This is a genomic window from Cohnella laeviribosi DSM 21336 (genome assembly GCF_000378425.1).
Lineage (GTDB): Bacteria > Bacillota > Bacilli > Paenibacillales > Paenibacillaceae > Cohnella > Cohnella laeviribosi.
Window position 1 is genome coordinate 180,907 of record NZ_KB899810.1, and the last position, 13,979, is coordinate 194,885.

12 protein-coding genes are annotated in these 13,979 nt (G+C 60.8%); 4 read left to right on the forward strand and 8 right to left on the reverse strand.

Annotation, left to right across the window (positions count from 1 at the left end; genetic code table 11):
• Nucleotides 1-32: 32 nt before the first annotated feature.
• The 4 genes from accA to F560_RS0103315 all read right to left on the reverse strand — a co-directional run bounded on the left by accA (nt 33) and on the right by F560_RS0103315 (nt 6,298).
• Nucleotides 33-998, reverse strand: a complete 966-nt coding sequence (gene accA, locus F560_RS0103300; protein ID WP_019004284.1) for an acetyl-CoA carboxylase carboxyl transferase subunit alpha — start codon at nt 996-998, stop codon at nt 33-35.
• The gene (gene accD, locus F560_RS0103305) at nt 988-1,884 is read right to left on the reverse strand and encodes an acetyl-CoA carboxylase, carboxyltransferase subunit beta (RefSeq protein WP_019004285.1); all 897 of its coding nucleotides are present in this window, start codon (nt 1,882-1,884) and stop codon (nt 988-990) included. The genes accA and accD overlap by 11 nt, the downstream gene beginning before the upstream one ends.
• A 326-nt stretch (nt 1,885-2,210) precedes the next feature.
• Nucleotides 2,211-2,399: a hypothetical protein gene (locus F560_RS0103310; RefSeq protein ID WP_019004286.1), complete on the reverse strand. Its 189-nt coding sequence runs from the start codon at nt 2,397-2,399 to the stop codon at nt 2,211-2,213.
• A 254-nt stretch (nt 2,400-2,653) separates the two neighbouring features.
• Nucleotides 2,654-6,298, reverse strand: coding sequence for a DNA polymerase III subunit alpha (locus F560_RS0103315; protein ID WP_019004287.1), 3,645 nt, complete (start codon nt 6,296-6,298; stop codon nt 2,654-2,656).
• Between the two features lie 97 nt (nt 6,299-6,395).
• Between F560_RS0103315 and F560_RS0103320 the strand changes: the two genes are divergently transcribed.
• From F560_RS0103320 to F560_RS0103330, 3 genes are all read left to right on the forward strand, one after another.
• Nucleotides 6,396-6,722 (forward strand): YtrH family sporulation protein, encoded by a 327-nt coding sequence (locus F560_RS0103320; protein ID WP_019004288.1) that lies wholly within the window; start codon nt 6,396-6,398, stop codon nt 6,720-6,722.
• Nucleotides 6,723-6,729: 7 nt separating this feature from the next.
• Nucleotides 6,730-7,224 (forward strand): sporulation membrane protein YtrI, encoded by a 495-nt coding sequence (locus F560_RS0103325; RefSeq protein WP_019004289.1) that lies wholly within the window; start codon nt 6,730-6,732, stop codon nt 7,222-7,224.
• 63 nt (nt 7,225-7,287) lie between these two features.
• A complete protein-coding gene (locus F560_RS0103330) occupies nt 7,288-7,596 on the forward strand; it encodes a YtpI family protein (protein ID WP_019004290.1) in 309 nt (102 codons plus the stop codon).
• On the opposite strand, the gene F560_RS0103335 is transcribed toward F560_RS0103330, so the two are convergent.
• Nucleotides 7,568-8,911 carry a DRTGG domain-containing protein gene (locus F560_RS0103335; RefSeq protein ID WP_019004291.1) on the reverse strand — a complete coding sequence of 448 codons (1,344 nt, stop codon included), beginning with the start codon at nt 8,909-8,911 and terminating at the stop codon, nt 7,568-7,570. The two genes, F560_RS0103330 and F560_RS0103335, sit on opposite strands and share 29 nt — an antisense overlap.
• A gap of 253 nt (nt 8,912-9,164) precedes the next feature.
• On the opposite strand from F560_RS0103335, the gene F560_RS22345 reads away from it, so the two are divergent.
• Complete coding sequence (locus F560_RS22345; RefSeq protein WP_019004292.1) at nt 9,165-10,538, forward strand: sensor histidine kinase; 1,374 nt, start codon at nt 9,165-9,167, stop codon at nt 10,536-10,538.
• Nucleotides 10,539-10,890: 352 nt separating this feature from the next.
• Here the strand turns inward: F560_RS22345 and F560_RS0103345 are convergent, their stop codons facing one another.
• The 3 genes from F560_RS0103345 to dgoD form a co-directional block, all read right to left on the reverse strand.
• Entirely contained in the window at nt 10,891-12,495 is a 1,605-nt protein-coding gene (locus tag F560_RS0103345) for a recombinase family protein (protein WP_019004293.1), read from the reverse strand.
• Between the two features lie 71 nt (nt 12,496-12,566).
• Nucleotides 12,567-12,734, reverse strand: a complete 168-nt coding sequence (locus tag F560_RS25455) for a hypothetical protein (protein ID WP_019004294.1) — start codon at nt 12,732-12,734, stop codon at nt 12,567-12,569.
• Between the two features lie 96 nt (nt 12,735-12,830).
• Nucleotides 12,831-13,979: a galactonate dehydratase gene (gene dgoD / locus F560_RS0103355; protein ID WP_019004295.1), complete on the reverse strand. Its 1,149-nt coding sequence runs from the start codon at nt 13,977-13,979 to the stop codon at nt 12,831-12,833.

Here is a 13,979-nt window from a genome sequence, read left to right on the forward strand (position 1 = left end):
ATGTCAAAACGGCCGGACTCTCCGGACCGCGCTCAGACTGGCTCCAGGGTAGCGAAACGGCCCATGTTGCGAAACTTGTTGTAGCGGTCCTCGATCAGCTGCTCGGCCGTCATTCCGGACAGCTCCTGCAGCGCGCGCCACAGCGCCTCCTTGATCGTCTCGGCCTGAACCGCGGGATCGCGGTGCGCTCCGCCTTTCGGCTCGGGCAGGATCTCGTCGATGACGCCAAGCTCCTTCAGGTCCTTTGCGGTGATCTTCATCGCTTCCGCGGCCTGCTCGGCTTTCGAAGCGTCCTTCCACAGGATCGAAGCCGCGCCGTTGGGGGAAATGACGGAGTAAATCGCATTCTCCAGCATCAGCACGCGATTGCCGACGCCGAGGGCAAGCGCCCCGCCGCTTCCTCCTTCACCGATGACAACGCAGATGATCGGCACGCCAAAAAGCGCCATTTCCTTCAGATTGCGGGCGATGGCTTCGGATTGGCCGCGCGCCTCGGCGGTATCGCCGGGGTAGGCGCCCTTCGTGTCGATAAAGGTGATGATCGGCCGTTTGAATTTGTTCGCCTGCTGCATAAGCCGCAGCGCCTTGCGAAATCCTTCCGGGTGCGGGCTGCCGAAAAAGCGCTGGATGTTGTCCTTCGTGTCCTTGCCCCGCTGGTGGCCGACTACCGTGACCGGCACCCCGTTCAGCTTCGCAAGCCCCCCGACGATGGCCAAATCGTCGGCGAACAAGCGGTCGCCGTGAAGCTCGATGAAGTCGGTGAAAATCAGATGAATATAATCAAGCGTGGTAGGACGCTGGTGAAGCCGGGCCAGATGCATGATCTGGGCGCCGCCCAGGTTGCTGTATATCTCGTCCTCCAGCTTCTTGTAGCGTTCCTCCAGCCGGTTCAGCTCGTCGGTAAAATCGATGTTTTGCTCGAGTCCGACCCGCCTAAGATGCTCGATCTTCTTGCGAAGCTCGGTCAGCGGCTGCTCGAACGGCAACTCAGTTGACATCGGCGCGCTCTCCTTTCCCCGCGTGCATGTCGAGCAGTTTGGTCAAGAACGCCTTCATGTCTTTGCGGTGCACCACCTTGTCCAATTGGCCGTGCTGCAAATTGAATTCGGCGGTCTGGAAGTTGTCGGGCAGCTTCTGGCGAATGGTCTGCTCGATGACGATGCGCCCCGCGAATCCGACGATCGCTCCGGGCTCGGCGATATTGTAGTCGCCAAGGCTCGCGAAGCTGGCGGACACCCCGCCGAGCGTCGGATCGGTGAAGACGGAAATGAACAAACCGCCCTGTTCATGGAATTTGGCCAGCGCGGCGCTGGTCTTGGCCATCTGCATCAAGCTCAGAATGCCTTCTTGCATCCGCGCTCCCCCGGATGTGGAAAACAACAAAAGCGGCAGCTTCTTTTCCATCGCCCGCTCGATGGCTCGGGTCACCTTCTCGCCGACGACGGAACCCATGCTGCCGGTAAAGAAATCGAAGCTCATCACGCCGATGACGACCGGAAAGCCGCCGATCGTCCCTTCGCCGGTCACGATCGCGTCGTTCAAGCCGGATTTTTGCTTTTGCATTTCCAGCTTTTCTTTATAACCCGGGAATCCGAGCGGGTCCTCGGCAATCAAGTCGGCGTCAATCTCAAAAAGACGCCCGTCGTCAAGCGTCATCGCGACGCGTTCCGAGGCGCTCAGCCGGAAGTGGTGTCCGCAGGTGGAGCAAACTTTCAGGTTTTTCTCCAATTCCTTGGTGAACTGAATCGTGCCGCACTTGGGACAGCGGTTCATCAGGCCCTCGGGAATTTCGCGTTTCGGCCTTTCTTCGGCCGGCTTCGCGTTCGGACCCGCGGTTGACGGGACGACGGCATATTTTTTCTTGTGAAACAAATCCTTGAACACAGCGACACCTCACATGGCGCAAAGATAGCGGGCCGTATCCGATCGCCAGATCGGCACGAGTCCGCGTCGAGCAGGCGAGACGTTCGCGATTCGGTCCGCCGAAGTGCGGGCATATAGCCGCAGGTTGTATCCGCTCAGGTTAAGGGAAACGGCCGCCGGCGCCGACCGATCGCGGCCGCGCGCGGACCGTTGCTATTCAAAACGGGATATCGAAAATGAAATAGGAATGACCGTTAACATAAAGCCTCGCGCCCGACCGATCGCCGCATTTGCGGACCGCAGAACGGTTGCATGCCGGAAATCCGCTAGACATTAGGTTTCCACGTTTACATATGCAGAATACTTCCGAGCACTTCCTGCACTTCCTGCACTTCGCCGGACGGCACCAGGATCTCGTATTGAGGTTTGGTCAAATTGATGGGGCGCACCTGCACGAGAAAGCCTTCTTCCGTGAGGCGCTTCTGAATCCGATCCGCGATTTTGGCGGTCGGCGCAATGTAGATGACCGTCCACATGAAGCGGTACCCCCAATTAAGTAGCTTTGGACAATTGGACATGAAAAAGATCGTCTTCTTGTATTCCAAGACAATCCAACGCCGCCTATCGATAAGGAAATGATAGCACAGATGTCGTAAGACTAGCAACCGAAGCGCTTGGGGCGAAAGAAACGGCTCGCGGGCCGCAAGGCGCTCCCTGCGCCGCAGAACGGGCGCCCGGGGGCGATTCGCGGCTAGGCCCCGCGGCGGATCGCCGGCTGAAGCGCCGGCGCCTATTTGATCCGCGCGCTGCCTTCTCCGAGCAGCGCTTCGATTTCGCGGAGCAGCTCGGGCGAAGGCTTGACGCGGTAGCTATCGTTCAGCGCGAGCGTCCGGTGCCCGCGCTCGTAGAACAGCACCGTCTGCAGCGGGCCAGGGTGCGCCGACAGCGTCGACTGCAGGCGCGCCAGCACTTCCGGCTGCTCGAACCGCTCGCCGATGCGGATGTACACCCGCTGCGGCGCATGCTTGCCCGCGGCCGTCTTGCCGCCCTCCGCGCGGCCGGGAGCCGCTCCCCCCGCGCGGAGGGGGCCGCCCATGCGCGCGGAACCGCTCGCGATGCCGGGGCCGTCCGCACGCCCCGGGCGCGGTCCCGCGCGGCGGAGGCGCTCCGCCTGCGCGGCCAGATCCGGCGCCGACAGCGGCACGATGGCGTCCGCGAGCAGCTTGAAGTCTTCGTCGCCATGCTGGAGCTTCGCCTTGACGAGCACGAGCGCGCCCTTCCCGGCGAACGCGGACGCCGTCTTCCAGACGCCGGGGAACGCCACCAGCTCGACGCCCATGATGCGGTCCTCCAGTTCGAGGAACGCCATCGGCTGCCCGTTCTTCGTCACGATCGGCTTGACGGAGACGATCATGCCGGCGGTCAGCACCGGCGCGCCGTCCGGCGCATCCGCGAGATCGACGAGCCGGTCGAGCCTAAGCGTCTCCCACAGCGGCGCGTACTCGTCCAGCGGATGGCCGGACAAGTACAGGCCCATCAGTTCGCGCTCGAACTCCAGCGTTTGCGCTTGCGTGAACGGCTCGACCTCGGGCAGTTCGACGTTCCAGTTCGGAGAGTCGCCGAGATCGCCGAGCTCAAGCTGAAGCTGGATTTCCTCCCGCTCCTTGCGCCATGCCGCGGCCGCCTCGACCATCTCGTCCAGCGCCGCGTACAGCTGCGCCCGGTGCCCGGGCAGCGTGTCCAGCGCCCCGGCCAGCAGCAGCGATTCGATGACCCGCTTGTTGCAGGTCCTCGGGTCCACCCGCCGGCACAGGTCGAGCAGGCTTGCGAACGGCTGCTCCTTCCGCACCGCCATGATGCTCTCGATCGCCTGCGTCCCGACGTTCTTGACCGCGGCAAGCCCGAACCGGATCGCCCCGGAGCCGTCTCTTCTGACCGGCGTGAACAGCACGCCGCTTTCGTTCACGTCCGGCGGCAGAACCTCGATGCCCATGCGCCGGCATTCGTCGACGTATTCCGCCGTTTTGCGCTGGTTGCCGATGACCGAAGTAAGCATCGAAGCCATGAAGTGCACCGGATAATGCGCCTTCAGGTAGGCCGTCTGGAAGGCCAGCACCGCGTACGCGGCGGCGTGCGCCCGGCAGAAGCCGTAATCGGCGAAGCGGACGATCAGATCGTAGACGCGGTTCGCTTCCTCTTCCCCGTAGCCCTGCCGCAGGCTTCCCCGCACGAAATGCTGCCGCTGCTCGTCCAGGATCTCGCGTTTCTTCTTGCCGACCGCCCGCCTTAACAGGTCCGCTTCCCCAAGCGAAAATCCGGCCATTTTCGAGGCGATCTGCATGATTTGTTCCTGATACACAATGATGCCGTACGTATCCTTCAAAATCGGCTCCAGCGACGGGTGCGGGTACTCGACCGCCGCCTTGCCGTGCTTCGCCCGGATGAACTGCGGAATGAATTCCATCGGGCCGGGCCGGTACAGCGCCAGCACCGAAACGATGTCCTCGAACGCGGTCGGCTTCATCTCCCGCAGCACGCGCCGCATGCCCGCGGACTCCAGCTGGAAGATGCCGGTCGTGTCCCCGCGGCCGAGCAGCTCGTAGGTCGCCGGATCGTCGAACGGAATGTCGTCCCAGTTCAGCTTGCGCCCCGTCTCTTCGGCGATCCAATCGAGCGTCCGCTCGATGATCGAGAGCGTGCGCAGGCCGAGAAAATCCATTTTCAGCAAGCCGACCGATTCCAGAAACTCCATCGAATATTGCGTGAGCGGGACGCCGTCCACGCCCTCCTGCAGCGGCACATAGTCGGTGAGCGGCTCCGTGGAGATGACGACGCCCGCTGCGTGCGTCGAGGCGTGGCGCGGCATCCCTTCGACGCGGCGGGCCATGGCGATCATCTCGGCCGTTTGGCCGCCCGCCTCGCTGAGCGCGCGGAACTCCGGGCTTTCCTTCATCGCCCGCTCGATCGACATGCCCGGCGCGGCCGGGATCAGCTTCGCCGCCTTGTCCACCTCGCCGTACGGAACGTTCATCACCCGTCCGACGTCGCGCACGGCCGCCCGGGCGGCCAGCGTTCCGAACGTAATGATTTGCGCCACGCGGTCGCTGCCGTATTTGTTCGCCACGTAGCGGATCACTTCGTCGCGGCGCTCGTCGCTGAAGTCGATGTCGATATCCGGCATCGTCACCCGTTCGGGGTTGAGGAACCGTTCGAACAGCAGCTTGTGCTTCAGCGGATCGACATTGGTAATGTAAAGCGAATAGGCGACAAGGCTCCCCGCGGCCGAACCGCGGCCCGGTCCGGTTGCGATGCCGTGCTCGTGGGCAAAGCGCATGAAGTCCCACACGATCAGAAAGTAATCCTCGAACCCCATCCGCCCGATCACATCCAGCTCGTACGCCAGCCGCTCCTCGGCCGCCCGGCGGAACTCCGGCGGCGGCGCCGCGCCCGCAACCGGCCGCACGGATCGTTCTCCTTCGGCGCCGTCCTCCGCATCCGCCCAGCCATACCGCCTGGCCAGCCCCTTCCGGCACAGCCGCGCCAAATATTCGCCCGCCGACAGTCCTTCCGGCAGCGGATGATATTTCGGCAAAATGTGGCGCCCGAAGTCCAGCTCCAGCTCGCACCGCTCCGCGATCCGCACGGTGTTGGCGATCGCCTCCGGCACATGGCGGAACAGCGCCGCCATTTCGTCCGCGCTTTTCAGAAACAGTTGATTCGTATCGATTTTGAGCCGGTCGGGATCGTCCAGCGTCTTGCCCGTCCCGATGCAGATGAGCACGTCCTGCAGCGCGGCGTCGTCCTCGCGCAGATAGTGCGAGTCGTTCGTCGCCACAAGCGGGATGCCCGTCTCCTGCGCCAAGCGGATGAGACCGGCCGAAGTCTTCTTTTGCTCCAGCACGCCGTGGTCCTGGATCTCCAGAAAATAATCGTCCCCGAACAACTCCCTGTACCGAAGCGCCGTCGCCTTCGCCTCGTCGTACCGGTCGTGCAGCAGATGCTGCGACAGCTCGCCGTTCAGGCAGCCGCTCAGGCAGATCAAGCCTTCCGCGTGCGCGGACAGCGTCTCGAAATCGATGCGCGGCTTGTAGTAAAACCCTTCAAGATGCGCGATCGAGCTCAGCTTCATCAAATTGCGGTAGCCGGTTTCGTTTTTCGCCAGCAGCGTCAGATGGTAGATCGGCTGCTCGCGCCTTGACGCCCGCTCAAGCCGCGAGCCGGCCGCCATATAAGCCTCCATGCCGATAATCGGCTTGATGCCGTGCTCCCGGCACGCTTTATAGAAAGGAATGGCGCCGTACAGAACCCCGTGGTCCGTCAGCGCCAGCGCCTTCATGCCAAGCTCCGCCGCCCGTGCGGCCATCTCCCGGATGCGGGAAGCGCCGTCGAGCAGGCTGTATTCGCTGTGAACGTGCAAATGAACGAACCCGCACATAACAATCCCTTCTTTTGTTTCGCGTGAACTCCTTTCTCCCATTGTATCATAAGCGCCCCGCCCCGTCCCATATAGATGGTAGGGGGAGGAATGGGACATGAACCGGTTCTATGCGCAGGCTACGCTCGACTTCTGTATCGCGTTCGGCGTCGTGCTGGGCGCGGCCATGCTCGCGGGCATGGCGTCGCTGTTTCTGTGGCGCCCGCCTGCGGACACGATGCTGGACGTTGCCGGCCGGATCAAGATATGGGCGGTCGTCGTCGCCATCGGCGGCTCGATCGACCCGATACGCGTCATCGAATCGCACGTCATGAAAGGATACCTTTCCCCCGCCGTCGAGCAGATCGGCTATATCTTGTGCGCCTTTCTCGGCGCCCATCTGGCCACCGAACTGATCCAATGGCTGTGCCGGAACGCGGGGTGATTGACCGATGCGAGTGCCCGACTTTAACCGTTACCGAAAAGGAATGCAGGCCGCAGCCTCCTTCCTGTGCGGCATGATCGTCGGCGCCGCCGTTTTCCACGGCATGGTGCTGGATCAGACGAACCGCATCATGGATCAAAATTTCGAGTTGAAGGAGCAGCTTGACCTGGCCGAGCAACAGCTTCAGGCGACCCGCAAAGATACGGTGATCCGGAGCGTCGTCGTCTACGTGGAAGAAGCGCCCGGCACCCCTGCGCTCGACCGGGTGGCCGAAGCGGAGCTCAAGGGGCGCCTTGCCGGCAAAAACGGAGACTTGAACCTTTTTATCGGCCGCAAAATCTACGACATCGGCTCCGAGGCCCGGTTCGCCCGAAAACTGCTCGAGGGCAAGCTTTACGCGGACGTCGGGGGCGAGAAAAGCTACGCCGTCAGCATCCGGACGATGCTCGTGGCCGACGGCGTGCTCACGGTATGGGTGGAGGCCCGCGAAGCCCGGAAGTAGCCCGGGGCAGCGGCGGCCGTTTTATGATAAAATAAGGGGGATTTTATAAAAGGGGCTGCTAACATGCTGATTACCGTTCTTCAATGGACCTTCTCCCTGCTTGTGGTTGTGCTGTCCGTCCTCGCGGTCTACAACAGCTACCGCTCCCGGCGGAACGCCGATCCGGTGCTGCGGGGCCTTTACGGCGCCCGCACGAACGTGTTCATCGGGCTGACCCTGATCGTTCTCGCGCTTATCCAGATGCTGCTGTTCACCGGATCGACGCTGCGGGTCATCGTCGGCTCGGTGTTTATGCTGATGGGGCTGTTCAACCTGTTCGCCGGCATCCGCAACCATTCCTATTTTACAAAACTCCGATCGTCTGCGCGGTAAGCATCGCCTTGGCCGCCGTATCGCCTTCGAGAAGGACCTGAACCTCCATCATGACGTGACGGCGGCTGGATTCGATGATGCTCGGCACGATGGAGATCGAGGCTTCGATCGGGACGGTGCGGAGGAAATACGTCGTCATGTTCTCCAGCACGTGCTCCCGCTTCCGCAGATCGCTCGCCGCCTTGGCCGCCGCCTGCTGCATGAGCGCCGTCAGCACGCCTTCGGACACCGTTCCGAGCGGTCCCGACATCTGAGGCGAAGCGATGCCGGTGAAGATCAGCCGGTTCTCCTCGTCCCGGCGCTCCGTAAACCCGCTCCACATCAGCGCGTCGAACGTCTCTCCCTGCTGGGCCTGGCGCCCCCCGAACTGCATCGACCGCAGCACCTCGGCGCGGCTGATCACCCCGACGAGCTTGCGCTGCCGGTCGACAACCGGCAGCAGTTCGATGCCCTCCGACACCATCCGGTGCGCCGCGGAAGCGATCGGCGTATTCAACGTGACCGTCATCGGCCTGCGCGTCATCAGCTTGTCCAGCGGATAGCCCGGAGGAGAGCCCACCACGTCCTTGCCGGTAATCATCCCGACAACGCGGTTCCATTCGTCCGTCACCGGAAACCGGGAGAAGCCCGTCTCCGCGCTCAACTTCAGGAAATCGGCCACGGTGGCCGATTGCTTTAACGCCCGGGTTCGTCCCGACGGCTCGACCAGGTCTCCGATCATCATGATTTTGCGCTGGATGAGCCGGTCGAACATCGCCCGGTTGATCATCGAAGCGACGGTGAACGTATCGTGCCGGCTGGTCAAGATCGGCAGCTGCCGCTCGTCCGCCAGCGCCTTCACGTCGTCGCTCGTGCCGAATCCGCCGGTCACCAGCACGCCCGCGCCGTGCTCAAGCGCAAGACGGTGCGCGTTTTCGCGGTTGCCGACGATCAGCAGGCTGCCCGCGTCGATGTAACCCATCATTTCGTCGAGCTCCATCGCGCCGATGACGAATTTGTGCAGCGACTTGTCGAGACCTTCTTCCCCTCCGAGCAAGTTGCCCTGCACGATTTCCAGCACTTCCGCGAACGTGAGCTGCTCCGGCCGGTTGCGGCGCTTCTTGTCCACCCGCACCGTCCCGATCCGTTCCTTGGTGTTGACGTAACCGAGCTGCTCCGCTTCCTTGAGCGCGCGGTACGCGGTCCCTTCGGACACTTCCCGCTCTTTCGCCATCTTGCGGACCGAAATCCGGGTGCCGACCGGCAACTCGCGGATATATTGCAGCAACTGCTCGTGCTTGGTCCGATCGCCGCCCGTTGCGTCGCCTCCCGCCATGGCTTGGCCCTCCTTTTTTTCCGAGTTTCGAATGAATAGATTATACCGGATTCCGCCGTCTCGCGCATGCCCAACCGTCCGGGCGTTTCCTCTCCCGTTTCAACATCTTCAGGGAAAAAATGACAAATCCCCCATCATCACCATTTCCAATTCGCAGGAAAATGGGTAAAGTAGAAACTGTAGCGACGAAAATTATTTTTACAATTTCCGTCTTTTTTCAAATTTTTTCGACAATGGTGGGGGCGGTTCGTGAGTGGCAACCTTTTGGCACATCGTCAAGCTCGATTTGTTTTATTCCTTGCCCCAAACGTTCATGATCTGGGCGCTCAGCTTTTCGCTGCTGGAGCAAAAACCGGAGCGGCTCGTCCGCAAGCTGATTCTCTTGACGGTTACGACTTCGGTTTATACGGATGCGCTCGTCTTTTTTCTGCCGTTTCAACTGCATGTGATCAATTCGATGTTGGCCAATGCCGCCATGCTGTTTCTCCTGTTCCGGTCCTTGCCGCTCAAGCATAAGCTCGGAATTTTTGTCAGCGCATACCTGATCGCCATCATTACCGATCTGCTGTTTACCCAGATCGTCATGGCGATCACCGGTCTTACCGACCGGGACGCCATTTTGCAAGGGCCGCTGTGGGTGCTGATCGTGGGACTGTATCCGGTGCTGCTCGCGGAAGGCCTCCTCGCCTTGTATATCCGCAAGAAGAAATTGAAAACGATTCGAAAGCTGTTTACCAAAGTCGTGCACAGCTGGTCGACGGGGCTCGGGAAGCTGGTCGTGCTCGTCGCGCTTCAGTTTATTCTGCTCGGCTTGATTCAGTTTTTTCACGCCGATCAAAGCGAGAGCGAACTGATCGTGTCCGTTCTCGTTTGCGCCGCGATCGTGCTCAGCCTGATCTCCCTGGTTAGCGTCGTGCGCCTTTTGGCCAGCGCCAGGGAGGAGGCCGCCCGCATGGCCCAGGAAGTGTATGTGGAAGACATCAGCCGCATGTTCACGTCGATCCGCGGGCAGCGCCACGATTTTCTCAATCATGTCCAGGTCATGCACACGATGCTCAAGCTGGGCAAGTCGGATGAGCTTAAAGCCTATATGGCCGATATCGTCAAGGACATTCAGGATGTCAGCGGGATCGTGCACCACCCTTCCCCGCCTCTGGCCGCGTTTCTGAAAGCGAAGACCGCCGTGGCCGAAAGCCGCAACATCAAGTTTACGTGCGAGCTGTCGGATACGTGGAACGACCAGTCCACGATCCGGACGATCGACGTCGTCAAAATCGTCGGCAACCTCGTCAACAACGCGTTCGACGAGGTGGAGCAACTGCCGCCCGAGGAGCGGCGCGTGCACGCCGACATCCGCTGCCACCCGGAGCATATCGAGCTGGTTGTCAACAACCGGGGGCGCGTGCTTTCCGACATGGAGCTGAAGCGGATTTTTAAGCCGGGCTACACGACCAAGCGGAACGAGCACTCCGGCCTCGGCCTGTCGATCGTGCACGAACGGGTCAATCATTATAAAGGGACGATCGACGTGCAGTCCAATTCGACCGACGGCACCACCTTCCGCATCACCCTTCCTCACAAGCACACGCCTCCGGCGGAAGGAAGCGGCAGCATTCTTTTCGGGTAGACATTGCGCCGGGACGGCCTCTCCGCCGCCGAAGAAAGAGCGGAGGGGCGGCTGCGGCGCTCCTATGTATTCCCCCTCGCCTGCCGGGGTTCGCGCGCCGAGCATCAAAAAACCTCCTCTCCCGCCCTCATCCGTGGTGAGCGGCGAAAAAGAAGGTCGTTTGTCGCTTCGGTCCCCGTTGATGACCGTCAGATTTTCAGCTCCCCAAGCTTGATCAGCTCGACAACCGCCTGCGAACGCCCCTTTACGTTTAACTTTTGCATCACATTCGTCACGTGTTTTGAATTACGCAACTTACGCAACCGATTATCGAACGAATCCGCCGCGGATTCGCCGGTTGGGATCGCCGGTTTCAGATGTTTTCCCCAAGGCCGAACGTCAGCTCGACCCGCACTTCTCCCGTCTCCGACACCGTGATCCGCTCGATCAGCTGTTTCAGGATCAGGCTGAATGCGTCAAGCTCCTCCTCGTCGTCGTAATTCAGCTCCAGCAGATCGTCCAGCGCTTCTTGGGCTTCCTCCTCCAGCCTACGCATCCGGTCCCGGGTCTGGCGCAGTTCCCTTAGATCCGCGAGCCGCTTCTCCAACCGGCCGATTTCCTTCTCGAACTGCCGCTTTTCGAATTCCATCTGCTGCCTGTCGATCCGGCCGTCAATCCAGTCTTTATGCAGGGAGAACGCCGCTTCCCGGTACCGTTCGATTTTGGCGCCAAGCTCGGCGGCCTCCTTTTCCTCGTTGGACCCGTCGTTTTGGAGCAAGTGGCGGCAGCTCTCGAACAAGCTTTCAACCGACGCGCAGGCGGACAGCTTGGCGGAGAGGCTCTCCACCAGCGCCTCCCTGAAATCCTCATAGGGCAGCCAATAGGCGTTCCGGCATCCGGCGTCTCCTTGCCGCCTGCGCTTGGAGCAGCACAGATAGCGGTACGCCTTGTCTTGCGTTCGGGAGCGAACCGGCTTCGTCTTCATGCTCACCAGGGAAGCGCCGCAATGCGCGCAGAAGATCATGCCGGCAAAAAGATTTTTGCGGTTGCGGACGCCGCCGCGCCGCCCCCCTCCGCGCTTCAGGCGGATGTCCTGCGCCGCTTGAAACAGTTCGGGGGAGACGATCGCTTCATGCGTCGGGCCGACGGCGGAACGTTCCCACGAGGCTTTGTCGCGCTGCACCAGTTTTTTGCGCCGGTCGTGCAGATCGGTCAGGCTGTGCACTTTGACCGTCTCGTATTTGCCGAAAACGTTGACGCCCGTATACGCCTCGTTCTGCAAAATGCGCTGAATCGTGGTAACGCCCCAAACGCCGCCTTTAGGCGAAGGAATGAGCCGTTCGTTCAACGCCTTGGCGATCTTTTTTTCCCCAAGCTTGTGCGCGGTGTACAGGGTAAAAATTTCGCGGACGATTTCGCTTTCGCGCTCGTCGGGAACGAGCGTCTTTCTCCCGTCTACCGTCGTTTTTTTATATCCGTACGGCGCGACGCTTCCGGTAAAATTCCCTTTCATCGCCGATTGCCGGATGCCGCGCCGCGAGCTTAGACTGATCATTTCGCTCTGCTTCTGGTTGACCGCGGAAAAAATTTGAAACTTGAATTCGTCGCGGTCGAGTCCCGAATCGTAGTTTTCGTCAATGGAGATCAGCCGGATGTTCAGGGAATCCGCCAGCATCCGTTTTAAGGCCATCGAATCGACCAAATCGCGCGAAAATCTGGACAGCGAGGCGAAAATGACCGCTTGAAAGCGACGCGCTTTGGCGTCCTCCAGCAGCTTTCGAATCGCCGGACGCTCGATCATGCTGGTGCCGCTGTCCCGGTCTTCGTAGATCCATTCGTCGCAGACTTCCAGTCCGATTTGCCGCGCTTTTTCCCGGCATATGCCTTCCTGATGCTCCGGGCTGTCTTTCTGGCTTTCTTTGGTCGTGCTGACCCGGACGTAAATGGCGGCAACCGGTTTGACCCTCTGCTGCAACAAGGGCAACGCCTCCCCCGCTTTCGAGCATGAAAAAGGCCGTTTGACGATTCATCAAACGACCCTTGCCCTTCTTAGGACACGGCTTGTACGAGTTCGGAAATTTTTTTTGCCCGGTCGCTTGGCAGCCGATTTCGCCGGATTCGGATCACGGTCTCCTTCGCCAAACGGTTCACGATCTCGCCAAGGTCCCTCGCGCCTTCTTGAAAATGAAGCTGGAACGCACGTTTCCGGCTTCCCACCGCCGCTTCTCCTCCCAACCCTTTTTTTACAAGTATACATCCGCAGCGGCTTGACTTATGAAAATGGACCGGGAAATGTTGACCGTCTCGTCCGCCTCACCACTCCGCAATCGAACCGTCCGCATGCCGCCAAACCGGATTTCGCCACTTGTGGCCGATCTCCGCCGCTTTGCGGACTTTGTCCTCGTCAATCTCGACGCCCAGCCCGGGACCGCTGGGGATATCGACATAACCGTCGCGGTACGTAAACACGGACGGATCTTTAAGAAAGTCCAGCAGATCGCTGCCCTCATGATAATGGATGCCCAGGCTTTGCTCTTGAATAAACGCGTTGTGCGCCGTGGCATCCACCTGCAAGCTTGCCGCGAGCGCAATCGGTCCCAGCGGGCAGTGCGGCGCCAGCGCCACATCGTACGCTTCCGCCATGGCCGCGATCTTCTTGCATTCGGTGATGCCGCCCGCATGCGACAAATCCGGCTGGACAATATCCACACAGCCGTCGGCCAGCACCCGTTTGAAATCCCAGCGGGTAAACATCCGCTCTCCCGTGGCGATCGGAATGGAGGTATGGCGGGCCAGCTCTTGGAGATGCTCGTTGTTTTGCGGCAGCACCGGCTCCTCGATAAACATCGGATGAAACGGCTCCAGCTCCTTGACCAGCACTTTCGCCATCGGCTTATGGACGCGCCCGTGGAAATCCAGCGCGATGCCGAAGCTTTTGCCGACCGCTTGCCGCGCCGTGGCCACCCGTTCGACGGCCGCGTCGACTTTGTCGAAGCTGTCGATGTATTGCAGCTCTTCCGTCAGGTTCATCTTCACCGCCGTAAAGCCGTGGCCGGCCGCTTCTTTAATCGCTTTCGCCACGTCGCTCGGCCGGTCGCCTCCGATCCAGGAATAAACCCGCATCCGGTCCCGGCAAGCGCCGCCCAGCAATTGATGGACCGGGGCCCGGTAGAACTTGCCCTTAATGTCCCACAGCGCCTGGTCGATGCCGGCAATCGCGCTCATCAGCACCGGCCCGCCCCTGTAGAACGAAGCCCGGTACATCAGTTGCCACAAATCTTCGATGCACATCGGATCTTTTCCGATCAAGGCGTCGGCAAATTCGTGCACGGCCGCCCGGACGGTTTCCGCCTTCCCTTCCACGATCGGCTCGCCCCATCCGGAAATGCCTTCGTCCGTTTCCACTTTCAGAAACAGCCAGCGCGGCGGGACCACAAACGTTTCAAAACGGGTGATCTTCAT

Bases quoted from the DNA above. Each gene is read 5' to 3' on its own strand.
- F560_RS0103315 (WP_019004287.1), bottom strand. From the start codon at position 6,298: ATGTGCGGGTTCGTTCATTTGCACGTTCACAGCGAATACAGCCTGCTC.
- F560_RS0103320 (WP_019004288.1), top strand. From the start codon at position 6,396: ATGAACCGGTTCTATGCGCAGGCTACGCTCGACTTCTGTATCGCGTTC.
- accA (WP_019004284.1), bottom strand. From the start codon at position 998: ATGTCAACTGAGTTGCCGTTCGAGCAGCCGCTGACCGAGCTTCGCAAG.
- F560_RS0103310 (WP_019004286.1), bottom strand. From the start codon at position 2,399: ATGTGGACGGTCATCTACATTGCGCCGACCGCCAAAATCGCGGATCGG.
- F560_RS0103325 (WP_019004289.1), top strand. From the start codon at position 6,730: ATGCGAGTGCCCGACTTTAACCGTTACCGAAAAGGAATGCAGGCCGCA.
- F560_RS0103330 (WP_019004290.1), top strand. From the start codon at position 7,288: ATGCTGATTACCGTTCTTCAATGGACCTTCTCCCTGCTTGTGGTTGTG.
- F560_RS0103335 (WP_019004291.1), bottom strand. From the start codon at position 8,911: ATGGCGGGAGGCGACGCAACGGGCGGCGATCGGACCAAGCACGAGCAG.
- dgoD (WP_019004295.1), bottom strand. From the start codon at position 13,979: ATGAAGATCACCCGTTTTGAAACGTTTGTGGTCCCGCCGCGCTGGCTG.